Here is a 16,244-nt window from a genome sequence, read left to right as displayed (position 1 = left end):
GATTAATGGCCATGCGCTCATTCAGACCTTGAAAGCGGTCAGGTCTGACGGGGTTAACATCTACTTAATCGATACTTATTAGCATTATTTTGTGATTTTTAATCAGGTTAATTGGCGATAGCATGAACCCTATACCCAAGACGCAAATCGCCAAGAACACGGAGAAATGAAAATGAAAACCAAACTGATCCTCGCCCTGGCCCTGTCCGTACTGGCTGCCAACACCTTTGCCGCCGACGGCTACGACCGTACCGGCTCCGCTGTCGCAGCCGATGGTTATGACCGCACCGGCGGCGCCACCGTCGCAGCCGATGGTTACGATCGCACCGGCGGCGCCACCGTCGCAGCCGATGGTTACGACCGCACCGGCGGCGCCACCGTCGCTGCCGATGGTTACGACCGCACCGGCGGCGCCACCGTCGCTGCCGATGGTTACGACCGCACCGGCGGCGCCACTGTCGCAGCCGATGGCTATGACCGCACCGGCGGCGCCACCGTCGCTGCCGATGGTTACGACCGCACCGGCGGCGCCACCGTCGCTGCCGATGGTTACGACCGCACCGGCGGCGCCACCGTCGCAGCCGATGGCTATGACCGCACCGGCGGCGCCACCGTCGCTGCCGATGGTTACGACCGCACCGGCGGCGCTACTGTCAGCTGATCCGTTCACGCGACACTACAGCCCGGCTTCGGCCGGGCTTTGTCATTTCTGCAGCACAGCAAAACATGTGGCCTGGCTCAGAACCTGTAGGAGCTGCCGCAGGCTGCGATCTTTTGATCTTGCCTTTGAAAATCGAAAGATCGCAGCCTGCGGCAGTTCCTACAGGGAAGTTTATTGGCTGGAAAAATCGTGCCGGTCCTAGCACCATGGTGGCCTCCAGAAAGCCCCAGGATTTTCCCAATGCCCGACGACATCCACTATTACGAACCCGCCAACGGCCACGGCCTGCCCCACGATCCGTTCAATGCGATCGTTGGCCCGCGCCCCATCGGCTGGATCTCTTCACAGGATGCCAACGGCCACTTGAACCTGGCGCCCTACAGTTTTTTCAATGCCTTCAACTACATCCCGCCGATCATTGGGTTCTCCAGCATCGGCCGCAAAGACAGCCTGAACAACATCGAGCAGACCGGTGAATTCGCCTGGAACCTCGCCACCCGCCCCCTGGCCGAACAAATGAACCAGAGCTGCGCCAACGTCGGGCCGCAGGTCAATGAGTTCGAATTGGCCGGCCTGAACACCGTCGCCTCGACAATCATTCAGGTACCACGGGTCGCTGAAAGCCCGGTGTCCTTCGAGTGCAAGGTCACGCAGATCATTCAGTTGCAGCGCGCGGACGGGAGTGTGGTGCCGAGCTGGCTGATTCTCGGCGAAGTGGTCGCCGTGCATATCGCCAAGTGGCTGTTGAAGGACGGGGTGTACGACACCGCCGCGGCAGAACCGATTCTGCGCGGCGGCGGGCCGGCGGATTATTTCCAGCTGGGGCCTGAGGCGTTGTTCAAGATGTACCGCCCGGGGGCGAACAAGTAACGACTGACTACCAGATCAGCTCGCCTTCTTCGCCGACACCCTTGAGGTGAGTCAGCTGCAGGGCGGCGGCTTCGTCTGCTTCCTTGGCGGTCTTGAAGGTCTGCTCTTCCAGCAGTTTGTTGAAGCGAGGCGCACCGGCACCGCCGATGGCTTTGGTGGCGATTGCCGCGTAATACCCGCCTTCACGGGGGACTACGGCCGATACTGCTTCGAAGGTTTCAAAGGCTTTGCGTGCCATGTCGCGCATCCTGGCTGATTGAGAATGCTGCCATTAAACCCTCAACCGGCCAGTTTGTGTACCGCTGCCCCGGGTTGGCGCAGGGCCTGCGCCGCCGACACCTCCTTGAAGGTGTGAAAATCCAGGCTGTTGACCACCAGCTCCTGCACCAGCTCGGCAAAAATCTCCATGGACGGGGTGTTGAAATACGCGTTCATGGCCTGTTGATTGACCCAGAAACCGGACACCAGCCACAGCTCCGGGTCGCATTGCGAATGTTGCAAGGCAAAGTTCAGGCAGCCTGGCGCGGCACGAGACGGTTCGATCAGCGCGCTGAGGCGCACACCCAGCTCCTGCGAACGTCCGGCGCGCGCCCGGACAAAGGCCATATGACTGACGGGGATTTGCTTTGACATGTTCAACCCTCCCGGGGAGTCGCGTGGCAGCCAGCGGACGGGCTGCGACAGGATCCAAGATTAAAGCTCCAGACACGCGGGTCGTTAGTCGATTCCTGCCGGCCTGTTGCACAATCCTGCGAGACTGCGGGGACAGCCTGTAACAAGGTGTGAGACGTTGTCACGGTACTGCCATACGCGTTTTGTGTAGGAGCTGCCGCAGGCTGCGATCTTTTGATCTTTAAGAACAGGATCAAAAGATCGCAGCCTGCGGCAGCTCCTACAGGGGATCGGGCATCAGGGGCTGCGTGTGTCAGGGCTGGCACAGGAGCAACTCCGTGCAGAATCAGGCAAGCATCAGGCAGGATGTGTCTACCGCTGTTCCTTGCACAAACTTAAGCTCGGCCCATTGCCCATGCGTTAACGAGGATGCCTTGCATGTCGTCGCTCGATCACTTTCCTTCCCCACTGGATACCGAGATGGAAAAGCAGCGCGCCGAACTCGCGGCGATCATCCGGCGCAACACCGGCGAAGATGGCAGTTATGCCACCGCCGTCGATTCGCTGTTCATGTCGCGCCACAGTCAAAACCACGACTTCGCCCCGGTGCTCGCGCAGCCGGCGCTGTGCATCATGGCCCAGGGGCGCAAGGAAGTTCGGCTGGCGGACGAGTACTTCAATTACGACCCGTTGAATTACCTGGTGGTCTCGGTCTCGATGCCGCTCAGCGGCCGGGTGGTGAATGTTTCGGCCGAAGAACCGATCCTGGCCGTGCGGCTGGACATCGACCCCACGGAAATTACCGCATTGATCGCCGACGCGGGCCCCATCGGCGTGCCCACCCGGCCGACCGGGCGCGGCTTGTATGTGGAACGCATCGACACGGCGATGCTCGATGCGGTACTGCGCCTGACGCGATTGCTCGATACACCGAAAGACATCGCCATGCTCGCGCCGCTGATCCGGCGGGAGATTCTCTATCGATTGCTGCGCAGCCCGCAGGGCCATCGCTTGTACGAAATCGCCATCACCAACAGTCAGAGCCATCGCATCAGCCAGGCGATCAAATGGCTCAACGGCAACTTTGAACAACCGCTGCGCATCGATGACCTGGCGAAGGAAGTGAACCTGAGCGTGTCGACGCTGCATCACCGCTTCAAGGCGATGACGGCGATGAGCCCGTTGCAGTATCAGAAGCAGCTGCGCCTGCAAGAGGCGCGTCGCCTGATGCTGGCCGAAGGACTGGAAGCTTCGGCGGCGGGGTATCGGGTGGGGTATGAGAGCCCTTCGCAATTCAGCCGGGAATACAGCCGGTTGTTCGGGGCGCCGCCGTTAAGGGATCTGGCGCGGTTGCGATTGTCGGTCTGACTGAGGTTTGGGTTGGCTGTACCGGCCTCTTCGCGAGCAAGCCCGCTCCCACAATGGTCTTGTGTACACCCATCCACTGTGGGAGCGGGCTTGCTCGCGAAGAGGCCAGCAAAGCCAACATCAAACCCGGATCAGGCGCCGAGCACCCGGCAAGCCTCGGCAGGCAGGGTCACCGACACCGGATGCCCGACGCTCAAGCCAACGTCCTGGTTCGGCGTGCTCAACGCAGTAAAGGAAACCCCGGAACACTCCACTGTCGTTTCAATGGTCGCACCGATATCCCGCACGAACGTCACCTTGCCCAGCAAGCGGTTACCCGCCGTCGCCTGGGCCGGCGACAGTTGCAGGTCCTCAGGGCGAATCAGCATCTTCACCTTCTCCCCCACCACAATGCTGCTGCAGATCGGCACGTCCAGTGCATCCCCGCCCGGCAGGCTGACCTTGCCGTTGCCCAGCGCGGTGGCCGGGAAGATGTTGCCGGAGCCGATGAAGTCGGCGACGAACTCGTTGGCCGGGTGGCGGTAGATCTCGATCGGCGTACCCACCTGCTGCACCCGATGCTCGCCCAACACGACGACGATATCGGCCATGGTCATGGCCTCGCGCTGGTCGTGGGTGACCATGATGGTGGTGATGTTCAGGCGCTGTTGCAGCTGGCGGATTTCCACCTGCATCGACTCGCGCAGCTTGGCGTCCAGCGCCGACAGCGGTTCATCGAGCAAAAGGATTTTCGGGTGGTTGGCAATCGCCCGGGCAATTGCCACGCGCTGACGCTGGCCGCCGGAAAGCTTGGCCACCGGGCGATCGATCATCGGTTGCAGCTGGATCAGCTCCAGCAACTCCACCACCCGTGCCTGCTGATCAGCCTTGCTGACCCCGCGCAGCTTCAGCGGATAGGCGATGTTCTCCCCCACGGTCATGTGCGGGAACAGCGCCAAAGATTGGAAGACCATGCCGAAATTGCGCAAGTGCGCCGGGGTGTGGCCGATGTCTTCGCCGTCCAGGCGAATCTCGCCACCGGTCAGGGTTTCCAGGCCGGCGATCATGCGCAGCAAGGTGGTCTTGCCGCAGCCCGACGGGCCGAGGAAACACACCAGTTTGCCCTCGGGCAAATGCAGGTTCACATCCTTTACCGCGCAGGCCGAGCCGTAGTGTTTCTCGACGTTTTCCAGAATCAGACCAGACATAAATCACCTCAAGAAATCAGAACGAAACGCCGCCTTCGCCAACCAGCTTTTCCAGCGCCCAAATGAGCACGAAGTCGATCAGCACGATCAGCACGGCAAACGAAAATACGGTGGGGTCGAGCGAAGACACAGTGCGGCTGTACATCCAGATCGGCACGGTCATCACGTCGATGGTGTAGAGGAAATAGGTCACGGTGAACTCGTTGAACGAGACGATGAACGCCAGCAGCATGCCCGCCAGGATCCCCGACTTCATCAACGGCACCACCACGTCGACAATCGCCCGCAGCGGTGAAGCGCCGAGCATTTGCGCGGCCTCTTCCACTTCGCTGCCGATCGAAAGCATGGCCGCCGTGCAGTTTTTCACCACGAACGGCAAGGCCAGGATCACGTGGGCAATCACCAGCCGCGAGGTGGTCATCTGGAATGGCAGGCTGTCGAACACCAGCAGCAAGGCCAGGCCCAGCACCACCATCGGGAACACCAGGGGCAAAGACATCAGCTGCAACGCCACGGCCTTGCCGCGGAACTCGCAACGGGTCAGCGCATAGGCCGCCGGCACGGCGATGATCGTGGCGAAGACCATGGTCAGGCACGCCACCATCAGGCTGGTGGTCATGGCCTTGCCCAGGCTCAGCACGTCGCTGGCGTCCGGCGACACGAAGGTGTGCCAGGCGGCCTTGTACCATTGCAGGCTGTAGCTGCTGGGCGGGAAGTCGAGGTTCGACGCGCCGCTGAAGGACATGACGATCATGGTCAGGATCGGCAGCACCGCCAGCAGCAGGATGAAGCCCGAGAGGATGCCGGCGAACTTGCCGGTGTCACCCGGCAACAGCGAGTGGCGCTTTTTGATCAAGGTGCTCATTGCGAAGCCTCCAACATGCGCCGGCGACGGCCCGTGATGTATTCGGACAAAGTCATGATGGCCAGCGTGGTGACGATCAGCACCACCCCGGCGGCGGACGCGGCGGGCCAGTTCATCAGCGGGGCGATCTGGTCATGCACCATCACCGCCAGCATCGGCACGCGACGGCCGCCGAGCAGCAGCGGCACCACGAAGCTGCTGGCGTTGTAGGCAAACACCAGCGTCGCACCGGTAATGATGCCGGGCAGGCTCATCGGCAATACCACCTGGCGGAACACCTGCAAGCGACTGGCGCCGAGTGTCGCGGCGGCTTCTTCGTAACTGCGCGCGACGCCGCGCATGGCGCTGGCAATCGGCAGCACGGCCAGCGGGAAGGCGGTTTGCACCAGGCCCATCAACACGCCGTTCTGGTTGTACAGCAGCATGATCGGACGCTTGATCAGGCCCAGGCCCATCAGCGCCTGGTTGAGCATCCCGCCCGGGCCGAGAATCACCAGCCAGCCGTAGCTTTGCAGCAGCAGGTTGACCAGCAACGGCAGCAACACCGCGGCGAGGAAGATCCGGCGCACGAACGGGGACGTCAGCCGCGACATGGTGTAGGCCACCGGGATCGCCAGTATCACGGCAATCACCGCGCTGATCAGCGCCAGGCGCAGGGTCAGCAGCAGGGATTTGAGGTAGTAGGGTTCCAGCAATTGGGCATAACTGGCCAGGCTGAAGCCGGACCATTCCGCGCCCTTGGTGCCCACGCTCATGCGCAGTACCAGCAGGCTGGCGGCAATCAACACGCCCAGGAACAGCATCGATGGCGAGAGGAAAAACCAGGCGCGCGCCGTCGGCGAAACGCCCCGACTCGGGCGCGCCGGTGCGACGCTGACCGAATGGGTCAAAGGTTGGTGTTCCATAGCAAGGGTCTCGTCAATGGAAAGCAGCTGACAAACACAGATCTTCCAGACACATCATTCCCTTGTAGGAGCGAGCCTGCTCGCGAAAGCGATCTATCAGTCGACATTCATGGTGAATGTCAGACCGCATTCGCGAGCAGGCTCGCTCCCACAGGGGATCTTCAGTGGTCGAAGATCAGGAAGAAAAGATTTCCGTGTAACGACGAATCCATTGGTCATGCACGGTGGCCAGGAAGGCGTTGTCGTGCATGATCGCCTTCTCGGCAATTTGCTCCGGCGTGAGGATGTACGGGCTCTTGCGCGCTTCGGCGGAGATGATCGCCTTGGCGTTCACCGGACCGTTGTAGATGTCTTCGGCCATCTTGCCCTGCACCAGCGGGTCCAGGGAGTGGTTGATGAAGGCGTAGGCCAGGTCGGTGTCGCCCGGACGGTTCTTTGGCATCACCGAGAGCATCAGGTCGGTGTAGAAACCTTCCTTCATGCCGAAGGTGGCGCCCAGGCCGTAGTTCGGATCGCGGATCTGTTTCGGGAAGAAGGCTGGCGCGTACAGGCCACCCATGTCCAGGGAGCCGGTGCGGAACAGCTCGGCGATCTGGTTCGGGTTTTCGCCCAGGGTCACCACGCGGTCCTTGAGTTCGGCCAGCTTCTTGAAGCCAGGCTCGATGTTGTGCTCGTCACCACCGGCCAGTTTGGCGGCGATGATGATCAGGTCCATCGCCTCGGTCCAGTTCGGCGGCGGCAGGAAGATGTTCGGCGACAGGTCGGCATCCCACAGGGCGGCGTAGCTGTTCGGGGCTTCCTTGATGGTGCGGGTGCTGTAGACCAGGCTGTTGCACCAGAGCAGGTAACCGATACCGTGGCCATTGGCGCCGGTGCGGTATTTCTCCGGTACGTCGACCAGGTTGGGAATGCGGTTGAGGTCGGGTTTTTCCAGCAGGTTGGCGGCGGCCAGGCCTTCGGCGCCGACGCCGGCCAGGGTGATGATGTCGTACTGCGGACGATCACCGCCGGCTTTCAGCTTGGCGACCATTTCCGAAGTACTGCCGGTGCGGTCGGCGATGACCTTGACACCGTACTTGTCTTCGAAGGTCGCCGCGATGTTGCGCAGTGCCGCCAGCCCAGTGTCATCGGACCAAGTCAGCAGACGCAGGGTCTTGCCTTGAAAGCGAGTGTCGCTGGCATTGGCCTTGACGAACGGCAGGCTCATGGCCGCCGCGGCAACCGAGGCTACGCCCACGGTCTTGATGAATTGACGTCTGTTCAGATCATGCTCGCCCATTACGGACTCCCTTTGTTTTTGTAGGTATAAGGCAGGTCGAAACTGTTGCATCCGCGCGGCCGGACCAGCACTGGCCCTCGTATTTTCGGGGGCTTGGCTGAACCAGTAAGTTCATCCTGAGGGGGTGTAAAACACCTGACTATCGATAAAAATTCATCGAAGCCATGACACCAGCGCATGCCTCAACGGGGGGCATGCGCACACCATTTCCGTGCCTTCAGACGGCCCGAATCACGTGTTTGATTTCCTGGAAAGCCTGCAAGCCCCATGGCCCCAATTCGCGGCCGATGCTGCTCTGCTTGTAGCCGCCCCAGGCGGTCTGCGGAAAGATCACCTGCGGCGCGTTGATCCACACAAGCCCCGCCTGCAAAGCGTTGGCGACGCGATCCGCGGCTTCGGCATTGCGCGTGACTACACTGGCGACCAGACCGAACTGGCTGTCGTTGGCCAGGGCAATGGCCTCGGCTTCGGAGGCAAAGCGGCGCACGCAGATCACCGGTCCAAAAATCTCTTCACACCACAGCGCACTGTCGAGGGGCACGTCGGTGAAGATGGTCGGCTGCAGAAAATATCCGCGTGGCAGGTCGGCGGGACGATTACCGCCGCAAACCAGCCTGGCGCCGGCACTCAAACCGCGATCGATATGGCCGAGCACGCGCTGGTATTGCGCCTGATTGACCAGCGCGCCCATTTCCACGGCCGGGTCGAACGGATCGGCCACGCGAATCGCTTCGGCGCGAGCCTGCAAGCGGGTCATGAATTCATCGGCCAGTTCATCGGCGACCAGCACGCGGCTGGTGGCGGAGCACATCTGCCCGGCGTTGAAGAAACCGCCACCGCAAGCCACTTCCACGGCCAGTTCGATATCGGCCTCAGCCAGCACCAGCAGCGACGATTTGCCGCCCAGTTCCAGGCTTACGCCCTTGACGGTTTCCGCTGCGCGCTGCATGACCTGCACGCCCACCGCATTGCTGCCGGTGAAGGAAATCTTGGCGATGCGCGGGTCCGCCGACAGCGGCGCGCCAACGGCCAGGCCCGTACCGCACACCACGTTGAACACGCCGGCCGGCAAGCCGGCATCAGCGATAATCGCTGCCAGTTCCAGTTCCGGCAGCGGTGTCACCTCCGACGGTTTGAGCACCACGCAGCAACCGGCGGCCAGGGCCGGGGCGAGTTTCCAGGCGGTGGTGACCATCGGGAAATTCCACGGCACGATCAGGCCGACCACACCGCAAGGCTCACGGCGCAGGCGAGCGCTGAAGTCATCGCTCGGCAACTCGACGGCGCTGTCCTGTTTCGCGTCCAGGCCTTCGGCCAGCCCGGCGTAGTACTCGAAGGTGGCGATCACGTCATCGACGTCGATGGCCGCTTCGAACTGTGGCTTGCCATTGTTGCTCGATTGCAAGTGCATCAACTGGTCGCGACCGGCCTGCACGCCAGCGGCGATTTTGCGCAGGATCGCGCCGCGTTCGGCGCCGGTGGTTTTCGACCAGTCGGCGAAGGCCTTGGTCGCCGCGCTGACGGCGTGCTCGACAGCGCGTTCGTCACCGCCGTTCACGGTGGTCAACAGGGCTTCGGTGGCCGGGTTGATCACGCGCAAATGTTCGCTGCCCGCCGACCATTGACCGTCGATGAACAGGCCGTCCAATGTGGTCGGTAAAGTCAGAGAGAAGCTCATTTCGACACCGCCTGGGTCCACAGGGTCTGATCGATTTCGATCAGGGTCGGGCCCTGGCGGTCGGCGGCGACACGCAAGGCGCCGCGCAGTTGCTCGACATTATTGGCCGCTTCGGCGGCGCAACCCAGGGCCTTGGCCACACCGATGAAATCCGGGGTGTAGATATCGACGCCGACCGGCTCGATGGCGCGGTTGACCATGTACTTCTTGATCTCCTCGTAGCCCTGGTTATTCCACAGCAACACGATCACCGGGGTTTGCGCTTCAACGGCGCTGGCCAGTTCCGGCAAGGTGAATTGCAGGCCGCCGTCGCCAATCAGGCACACTACGGGAGGACGCGAACCGGTTTCAGCGCTGCCGCCGAGCCAGGCGCCAATCGCCGCCGGCAGTGCGTAGCCGAGGGTGCCGTAACCGGTGGACGAGTTGAACCAGCGGCGCGGGCGCTGCGGGTTGAACGTCAGGTTGCCGGTGTACACCGGTTGGGTCGAATCGCCGACGAATACTGCGTCGGGCAATTCGTGCAGCACGGTTTCCAGGAAACGGGTCTGGGCCAGGGTCGGCGCATCCCAACTGGCGGCCAGTTCTTCGCGCAGACGGGCCGCACGTACCTGACCCCAATCGTTGCGGCGCGCGGCCAGGGGCTTGTGGGACAGCGAGCTGATCAAGGCCTGGGCGGCGTTGCGCGAGTCGGCCACCAATGCCACGTGCGGCGGATAGTTGCGCACGGTCTGGTCCGGATCGATGTCGATGCGCAGCAGCTTGCCGGGAATCTCGAAACCACCCTTGAAGGTGACGTCGTAATCGGTCTCCGCCAGTTCAGTACCGATGGCCAGCACCACGTCGGCCTCGGCCACCAGCGCACGGGTCGCGACCAGGCTCTGGGTCGAACCGATCAACAGCGGGTGAGCGGATTCGAGCATGCCTTTGGCGTTGATGGTCAGGGCCACCGGTGCGTCCAGCAGTTCGGCCAGCTGGGTCAACTCGGCGGCGGCATCGATGGCACCGCCTCCGGCCAGGATCAGCGGACGCTGGGCGGTGGCCAGCAGGTCGGTCATGCGGCTCACGGCGGAGGGTGCAGCACCGGCGCGGTCGATGTTGACCGGCAGGCTGGCGAGTAGCTCATCGGCTTCTTCAACCAGCACGTCCAACGGGATTTCGATGTGCACCGGACGCGGACGACCGGCCTGGAACAGCGCAAAGGCGCGGGCCAGCACGCCTGGCAGCTCGGACGCCGACATCAGGGTGTGGGAGAACTGCGCAACACCGGCACACAGTGCGCTCTGGTTCGGCAGTTCGTGCAGCTTGCCGCGACCGCCGCCCAACTGGTTGCGGGACTGCACGCTGGAGATCACCAGCATCGGGATCGAATCGGCATAAGCCTGGCCCATCGCCGTGGTGATGTTGGTCATGCCAGGGCCGGTGATGATGAAGCACACACCCGGCTTGCCGCTGGTGCGGGCATAGCCGTCGGCCATGAAACCGGCGCCTTGCTCGTGACGCGGCGTGACGTGGTTGATGCTCGAACGGGCCAGCCCGCGATACAGCTCCACGGTGTGCACACCGGGAATGCCGAACACCTGCTCAACCCCGTAGTCTTCGAGTAACTTGACCAATACTTCGCCGCACGTCGCCATGTCATTGCCCTTCTTGTTCGTTTGAGACGCCGGGCCTGCGTGTGTTTATGATGGATTCGCAGGTCCAGGGATGGCCTCATTGGAACGGGCGACACGTAGCCGCAACAATGGATAAAAAGTCATACTAGCCATGTCCTCACGTCATACCTTGGATCCCAATGAAACGACTGCCTCCCCTGCCGGCGCTGCACACTTTTCTGATTACCGCGCAGTGCTGCAACTTCACCCGTGCCGCCGAACAGCTGTTCATCACCCAGGGCGCGGTGAGTCGGCAGATCGCCGGGCTGGAAGATTTTCTCGGTTATGAATTGTTCATCCGCCAGGCCCGGGGCCTGGACCTGACGGCCGAAGGACGGGAGTGGCTGCCACGGGTGCAGCAGATTTTCGGCTTGATCGACGAGGCCGTCGATCAGATCGGCGAGAAACGCGAAACCCTGCAACTCAAGGCGCCGACTTGCGTCATGCGCTGGTTGTTGCCGCGTCTTTTGCAGTGGCAACGGGAACGCCCGGATGTGCCGGTGGAACTCACCACCACGGTCAAGCATGGCGTGGATTTCCATCGCGAGCAGTTCGACGCGGCGGTGATGTACGGCCCGCCGCCGGACAGCGCGCTGGCGTCCTGTCACCTGTTCGACGAGCAACTGACGCCGGTGTGTTCCCGGCCGATGCTGGAAGGAACGCTGGCCCTGCAGAGCCCGGCCGACCTGCAACAACACCTGCTGTTGCACCCCACTCGCGATGAACGGGACTGGAAGGCCTGGCTGAAAGCCGCGGACGTGCAGTTGAGCAATGTCGGCAAGGGCCAGCACTTCGAAACGCTGGACCTGGCGATGTCGATGGCGTCACAGGGGACAGGGGTGGCGATTGGCGACTGGTCGTTGATCGGCGATGACCTGGACGCCGGACGGCTGGTCATGCCCTTTGACCTGAAGGTAAAAACCGGACTGGGGTATTACCTGGTGTTCCCGGAAAAACCCGCACCTTCGCCGAAATTGCGCGAGTTGACGGGGTGGTTGGTGGAGCAGGCGCAGAGCCGCTGAAATTCTGAAAAACTTCGCGAGCAAGCCCGCTCCCACATTTGATCCGGTTCCGTCAGCAGGAATGCAATCGAATGTGGGAGCGGGCTTGCTCGCGAATGTTTTCAGCCGCGCGGTTAATACCCGACGGTGAACCGCTGCTTAGAATGCTTTGGCCCTTGCACCTCATCCAGCATCGCAATCGCGTAATCGGCGAACGTGATCCAGCTGCGCCCTTCACGGCTCACCAGCAAATCATCCTGGCCCAGCCGGAACGAACCGGTACGCTCGCCCTCGACAAATTCCGCCGATGGCGACAAAAAGGTCCAGTCCAGTTCCTGTTCCTGACGCAGGTTTTCCAGAAACAAGGCACCGGCCCCTGCTTCGGCTTTGTAGGCCTCGGGGAAGCCCTCGCTGTCGATCACCCGCGTTCCGTCGGGCAACAACAACGAACCGGCACCGCCTACCACCAACAGGCGTTTGACCCCGGCACCTTTCACCGGACCGATGACGGCACTGGCCGGCAGCGTCGCGAAATGCGCCGCGCTGATGACCACGTCATGCCCGGCAATGGCCGCTTGCAATACCGTGGCATCCCGCGCATCGACGGCCTTGCCGACCACACCGGCACGCGGGGCGATCTTCGAGGTGTCACGGGCGATGGCGGTAACGCTGTGACCGCGACGCAGGGCCTCTTCCAGCAGTTGGCTACCGGCGCGACCGGTGGCACCGATGATTGCGATGTTGCTCATAGCGTTCTCCAGTGGGTCCAAAATATCTTGCTGCACGACTGCTCTTTGTAGGAGCTGCCGCAGGCTGCGATCTTTTGATTTTGGTTTTTAACGTCAAAAGATCGCAGCCTGCGGCAGCGCCTACAGGGTTCGCGGGCTACCACTTCATCTCGCCCTTGGCGACCTTGGCGCTCAGCTCCAGCGAGCTTTCCTCGCCCAGTGCCGGGAAGCGCTTTTTCATCGCGGCGATCAGGGCGGCGGAATCCCTGGCCTTGGCGGTTTCTTCGTCGAAGGCCTTGATGTACCCGGCGGTGAACTGCACAGCGGCCAGTGACCTTGTGCTGTCGCCCAGGTAATGGCCCGGCACGAGGGTGTCCGGTTTCAGGGTTTCGATGGAATGCAGCGTAGCCAACCAGTCGACATGGGACTGCGGGGTCTGGGTGTCGGCCATCCACAGGTGAATATTTTCTGCCACGACCACACCGCCCACCACGGCCTTGATCGACGGAATCCAGACGAAACTGCGATCCGGTTGCTTGCCCTCCAGACCGACCACCTGCAACTTCTGCCCTTCGAGGATCAGGCTGTCGCCCTTGAGCACGTCCGGCACGATGGTTCTGGCCGGCACATCGGCCCCCATTTTCGGGCCCCAGAACGCGAGCTTTCCGTCGACGGTCTGCTTGATGTGATCGACGGTCGGCTTCGAAGCAAGCACTTTGGCCTTGGGGAATGCAGCGGTCAGGGTGTCGAGGCCGAAGTAGTAATCCGGGTCACCGTGGCTGATGTAGATGGTGGTCAATTGCTTACCGCTGGCGCGGATCTTTTCCACCACCTGTTCGGCCTGGGATTTGCCGAATTGCGCATCCACCAGGATCGCCTCTTTCTCACCGCTGACCAGCACCGACGTCACCGGGAAAATCGCTTTCTCGCCGGGGTTGTAGACATCCAGCGTCAGTGGCGAGGCGTGGGCGTGGGCGGCGAAACCGAGGGCGGAGGCCAGGAAAATACGTTTGAGAGAGGTGAGGCCGATCATGTGTTGCTCCGTGATTTTGATGGCTTGCTCCTTGTAGGAGCGAGCCCGCTCGCGATGGACGACAGGACGCCGCGGGGTATCAGGTTCCCAGCGTTATCGTTGATGACCATCGCGAGCAGAGCTCGCTCCTACAGGGACGGGCGATGAACGAGAGCTTAGTTGCGTGACTTGGTACAAAAAATGCGATTATTGGCCATAGTTTGTTTCTGAAATCGGGCAAATCATGGACCGTATTCAAGCAATGCGCGTGTTCGTCACGGTGGTCGACCTCGGCAGCCAGTCAGCCGCCGCCGACCATCTGGAGCTGTCGCGACCGGTGGTGTCGCGGTATCTGGCAGAGCTGGAAGACTGGGTCGGCGCGCGCCTGATGCACCGCACCACCCGCAAGTTGAGCCTGACCGCCGCCGGCAGTGAAACCCTGCCGCGATGCCGGCAAATGCTCGAACTGTGCAACGACCTGCACGCCGCTGTCAGCGAGCCGGATGAAGCGCCCCGTGGCCTGCTGCGCATCAGCGTCAGCACCTCGTTCGGCCAGGCGCAACTGGCCGATGCGGTGGCGGCGTACGTCAAGCGTTACCCAGGCGTCAGCATCGACCTGCAGATGCTGGACCGCACGGTGAACCTGGTGGATGAGCGCATCGACCTGGCGATTCGCACCAGCAGCGACCTGGACCCGAACCTGATCGCCCGTCGGCTGACCGTCTGCCGCTCGGTGATCTGCGCCTCCCCCGCTTACCTGCGCGAACACCCGACGCCACAACGGGTCGAGGACCTGGGCCAGCACAATTGCCTGACGCACTCCTACTTCGGCAAGAGCCTCTGGCATTTCGAACAGGACGGCGAAGCGGTCTCGGTGCCAGTGCAAGGCAACATCAGCGCCAACGAAGCCAGCACCCTGTTGCGCGCCGCCATGGCCGGTGCCGGGGTGGCGATGCTGCCCACTTATCAGGCCGGCGCGCACATCCACAGCGGCGAACTGATCCGCCTGCTGCCCCATGCCGAACCGCGTCGGATGAACGTGTACGCGGTCTACGCCTCGCGCAAACACATGCCGGCGGCATTGCGCAGCCTGCTGGATTTTCTGGTGGTGAGATTTCCCGAGGAACCGCAGTGGGATATCGGCCTGTAACCGATTGCCTGTGTAGGAGCTGCCGCAGGCTGCGATCTTTTGATCCTGATCTTCTCAACATCAAGATCAAAAGATCGCAGCCTGCGGCAGCTCCTACACATCTGACCTATGCTCAAGGTAATACCGAAGGGTATTCGTTCAGAGGTCTGCGCCATGAACATCAAAACAAGAAGATACCTCGCCATTTTCATCACCTGCGCGGTGACGCTCGGGCTGTATGGCGCTGCGGCCTGGCGCGTGGAGCAGTTGCGCAACCTGCCCCGTGACTACGCCAGCTGCAATTTCGAGCGTTGCATCCCCCACAACGCAACGCTAAACGCCTTGCGCTGACGAAGGCGTCAGGACTGGTTGTCCTGGTCGGCCTTCAAGCGGTCGCGAAAAGCCTTGGGCGAGATCCCCACCCGGCGTCGGAACAGGCGCGTGAAGTTGGTCGGATCGGAAAATCCCAACACGTCGGACATTTCGTAAATCGTCATGCTGGTGTAGGTCAGCAAGCGCTTGGCCTCCAGCAATTGCCGTTCGTGCATGATCTGCAACGCCGGCTGGCCCGCCAGTTCGCGGCACGTGCCGTTGAGATGGGACACGGAGATGCCCAGCCGATGGGCCAGATCCTCGACCTTGACGTGCTGGCGATAGGTCTCTTCCACCAGTTGAATGAACCCGTTGAGATATTCCCGGGCACGCTGCGGCCGTTGGCTGGCCGAGTGTCGCTGGATCACCCGGCGGCTGACCCACACCATGATCACGCTGACCAGCGAATGCATGAGCATTTCCCGCGCCGGCTGATGGCTGGTGTATTCGGTTTGCAGAGCCGCAAACAGGCTGTTCAGGTAATCGGCGTCCTGGCCGGCCGGGTAGCTCTCGGCCTGGGCCAGCGCATTCACCGAATGCCCCAGTTGCGCTTGAAGATGGGCGATCAGCGGCGCGGCCAGTGTCACCACAAAACCCTCGACGTCCTCGGAAAACCGGAAACCGTGCACCGACAACGGTGGCAGGATCTGGATGGCCGGTTCGGTCAATTGCGTACGTTTGCCTTCGATTTCAAGCTCTGCCTGACCTTTGAATACGAAGAGCAACTGGCATAAATCGGCGTGGCGGTGGGGTTTGATTTCCCATTGATGTTCGCGGCTGCGTTTGGAGATGGTTTCACAGTGCAGCAAGTCGGGGGTCGGCCAATCCAGGCTTTCACCGTAGAGCTTGAACACCGGAATCGAAGGCAGGTCAGGCTTGTTCATCACTTCAATCCAGGCCTCGGAATAGATGACGGGCGATAATC

At 61.9% G+C, this 16,244-nt stretch carries 17 protein-coding genes; 6 read left to right on the top strand and 11 right to left on the bottom strand.

What is annotated here, in order from left to right:
• Positions 1-172: 172 nt before the first annotated feature.
• Entirely contained in the window at positions 173-661 is a 489-nt protein-coding gene (locus F8N66_RS22760; protein ID WP_150772316.1) for a heme utilization protein, read from the top strand.
• Positions 662-901: 240 nt separating this feature from the next.
• Positions 902-1,531, top strand: a complete 630-nt coding sequence (locus tag F8N66_RS22755) for a flavin reductase family protein (protein ID WP_150772315.1) — start codon at positions 902-904, stop codon at positions 1,529-1,531.
• Between the two features lie 7 nt (positions 1,532-1,538).
• Here the strand turns inward: F8N66_RS22755 and F8N66_RS22750 are convergent, their stop codons facing one another.
• Positions 1,539-1,769: a hypothetical protein gene (locus tag F8N66_RS22750; RefSeq protein ID WP_150772314.1), complete on the bottom strand. Its 231-nt coding sequence runs from the start codon at positions 1,767-1,769 to the stop codon at positions 1,539-1,541.
• 41 nt (positions 1,770-1,810) lie between these two features.
• Complete coding sequence (locus tag F8N66_RS22745) at positions 1,811-2,164, bottom strand: putative quinol monooxygenase (RefSeq protein ID WP_150772313.1); 354 nt, start codon at positions 2,162-2,164, stop codon at positions 1,811-1,813.
• A 417-nt stretch (positions 2,165-2,581) separates the two neighbouring features.
• Between F8N66_RS22745 and F8N66_RS22740 the strand changes: the two genes are divergently transcribed.
• Positions 2,582-3,511 (top strand): AraC family transcriptional regulator, encoded by a 930-nt coding sequence (locus F8N66_RS22740; protein ID WP_150772312.1) that lies wholly within the window; start codon positions 2,582-2,584, stop codon positions 3,509-3,511.
• Between the two features lie 131 nt (positions 3,512-3,642).
• On the opposite strand, the gene F8N66_RS22730 is transcribed toward F8N66_RS22740, so the two are convergent.
• The 6 genes from F8N66_RS22730 to F8N66_RS22700 form a co-directional block, all read right to left on the bottom strand.
• Positions 3,643-4,698, bottom strand: a complete 1,056-nt coding sequence (locus F8N66_RS22730; protein WP_150772310.1) for an ABC transporter ATP-binding protein — start codon at positions 4,696-4,698, stop codon at positions 3,643-3,645.
• 16 nt (positions 4,699-4,714) lie between these two features.
• A complete protein-coding gene (locus F8N66_RS22725) occupies positions 4,715-5,563 on the bottom strand; it encodes an ABC transporter permease (RefSeq protein WP_150772309.1) in 849 nt (282 codons plus the stop codon).
• A complete protein-coding gene (locus F8N66_RS22720; protein WP_150772308.1) occupies positions 5,560-6,468 on the bottom strand; it encodes an ABC transporter permease in 909 nt (302 codons plus the stop codon). The genes F8N66_RS22725 and F8N66_RS22720 overlap by 4 nt, the downstream gene beginning before the upstream one ends.
• Positions 6,469-6,643: 175 nt before the next feature.
• Complete coding sequence (locus F8N66_RS22710; protein ID WP_150772307.1) at positions 6,644-7,747, bottom strand: extracellular solute-binding protein; 1,104 nt, start codon at positions 7,745-7,747, stop codon at positions 6,644-6,646.
• Between the two features lie 217 nt (positions 7,748-7,964).
• On the bottom strand, positions 7,965-9,413 hold the full coding sequence (locus F8N66_RS22705) for an aldehyde dehydrogenase family protein (RefSeq protein WP_150772473.1): 1,449 nt from the start codon (positions 9,411-9,413) through the stop codon (positions 7,965-7,967).
• A gap of 8 nt (positions 9,414-9,421) precedes the next feature.
• A complete protein-coding gene (locus tag F8N66_RS22700) occupies positions 9,422-11,059 on the bottom strand; it encodes a 5-guanidino-2-oxopentanoate decarboxylase (protein WP_150772306.1) in 1,638 nt (545 codons plus the stop codon).
• Positions 11,060-11,217: 158 nt separating this feature from the next.
• On the opposite strand from F8N66_RS22700, the gene F8N66_RS22695 reads away from it, so the two are divergent.
• Positions 11,218-12,099 (top strand): LysR substrate-binding domain-containing protein, encoded by an 882-nt coding sequence (locus F8N66_RS22695; RefSeq protein WP_150772305.1) that lies wholly within the window; start codon positions 11,218-11,220, stop codon positions 12,097-12,099.
• 113 nt (positions 12,100-12,212) lie between these two features.
• On the opposite strand, the gene F8N66_RS22690 is transcribed toward F8N66_RS22695, so the two are convergent.
• A complete protein-coding gene (locus F8N66_RS22690) occupies positions 12,213-12,827 on the bottom strand; it encodes an NAD(P)-dependent oxidoreductase (RefSeq protein WP_150772304.1) in 615 nt (204 codons plus the stop codon).
• A 136-nt stretch (positions 12,828-12,963) separates the two neighbouring features.
• Entirely contained in the window at positions 12,964-13,839 is an 876-nt protein-coding gene (locus tag F8N66_RS22685; protein ID WP_150772303.1) for an MBL fold metallo-hydrolase, read from the bottom strand.
• A 223-nt stretch (positions 13,840-14,062) separates the two neighbouring features.
• On the opposite strand from F8N66_RS22685, the gene F8N66_RS22680 reads away from it, so the two are divergent.
• The gene (locus tag F8N66_RS22680) at positions 14,063-14,968 is read left to right on the top strand and encodes a LysR family transcriptional regulator (RefSeq protein WP_150772302.1); all 906 of its coding nucleotides are present in this window, start codon (positions 14,063-14,065) and stop codon (positions 14,966-14,968) included.
• Positions 14,969-15,121: 153 nt separating this feature from the next.
• The gene (locus tag F8N66_RS31545) at positions 15,122-15,298 is read left to right on the top strand and encodes a hypothetical protein (protein WP_172901564.1); all 177 of its coding nucleotides are present in this window, start codon (positions 15,122-15,124) and stop codon (positions 15,296-15,298) included.
• A gap of 8 nt (positions 15,299-15,306) precedes the next feature.
• On the opposite strand, the gene F8N66_RS22675 is transcribed toward F8N66_RS31545, so the two are convergent.
• Positions 15,307-16,203, bottom strand: coding sequence for a helix-turn-helix domain-containing protein (locus F8N66_RS22675; protein WP_150772301.1), 897 nt, complete (start codon positions 16,201-16,203; stop codon positions 15,307-15,309).
• Positions 16,204-16,244: the final 41 nt, after the last annotated feature.

It is taken from the genome of Pseudomonas fluorescens, assembly GCF_902498195.1.
Taxonomy (GTDB): domain Bacteria; phylum Pseudomonadota; class Gammaproteobacteria; order Pseudomonadales; family Pseudomonadaceae; genus Aquipseudomonas; species Aquipseudomonas fluorescens_BU.
The sequence above is the reverse complement of the archived record's forward strand: the minus strand, read 5'-3'. Positions and strand labels throughout refer to the sequence as shown.

Coding starts and splice junctions, on each gene's coding strand:
- F8N66_RS22760 (WP_150772316.1), top strand. CDS start 173: ATGAAAACCAAACTGATCCTCGCCCTGGCCCTGTCCGTACTGGCTGCC.
- F8N66_RS22755 (WP_150772315.1), top strand. CDS start 902: ATGCCCGACGACATCCACTATTACGAACCCGCCAACGGCCACGGCCTG.
- F8N66_RS22750 (WP_150772314.1), bottom strand. CDS start 1,769: ATGGCACGCAAAGCCTTTGAAACCTTCGAAGCAGTATCGGCCGTAGTC.
- F8N66_RS22745 (WP_150772313.1), bottom strand. CDS start 2,164: ATGTCAAAGCAAATCCCCGTCAGTCATATGGCCTTTGTCCGGGCGCGC.
- F8N66_RS22740 (WP_150772312.1), top strand. CDS start 2,582: ATGTCGTCGCTCGATCACTTTCCTTCCCCACTGGATACCGAGATGGAA.
- F8N66_RS22730 (WP_150772310.1), bottom strand. CDS start 4,698: ATGTCTGGTCTGATTCTGGAAAACGTCGAGAAACACTACGGCTCGGCC.
- F8N66_RS22725 (WP_150772309.1), bottom strand. CDS start 5,563: ATGAGCACCTTGATCAAAAAGCGCCACTCGCTGTTGCCGGGTGACACC.
- F8N66_RS22720 (WP_150772308.1), bottom strand. CDS start 6,468: ATGGAACACCAACCTTTGACCCATTCGGTCAGCGTCGCACCGGCGCGC.
- F8N66_RS22710 (WP_150772307.1), bottom strand. CDS start 7,747: ATGGGCGAGCATGATCTGAACAGACGTCAATTCATCAAGACCGTGGGC.
- F8N66_RS22700 (WP_150772306.1), bottom strand. CDS start 11,059: ATGGCGACGTGCGGCGAAGTATTGGTCAAGTTACTCGAAGACTACGGG.
- F8N66_RS22695 (WP_150772305.1), top strand. CDS start 11,218: ATGAAACGACTGCCTCCCCTGCCGGCGCTGCACACTTTTCTGATTACC.
- F8N66_RS22690 (WP_150772304.1), bottom strand. CDS start 12,827: ATGAGCAACATCGCAATCATCGGTGCCACCGGTCGCGCCGGTAGCCAA.
- F8N66_RS22685 (WP_150772303.1), bottom strand. CDS start 13,839: ATGATCGGCCTCACCTCTCTCAAACGTATTTTCCTGGCCTCCGCCCTC.
- F8N66_RS22680 (WP_150772302.1), top strand. CDS start 14,063: ATGGACCGTATTCAAGCAATGCGCGTGTTCGTCACGGTGGTCGACCTC.
- F8N66_RS31545 (WP_172901564.1), top strand. CDS start 15,122: ATGAACATCAAAACAAGAAGATACCTCGCCATTTTCATCACCTGCGCG.
- F8N66_RS22675 (WP_150772301.1), bottom strand. CDS start 16,203: ATGAACAAGCCTGACCTGCCTTCGATTCCGGTGTTCAAGCTCTACGGT.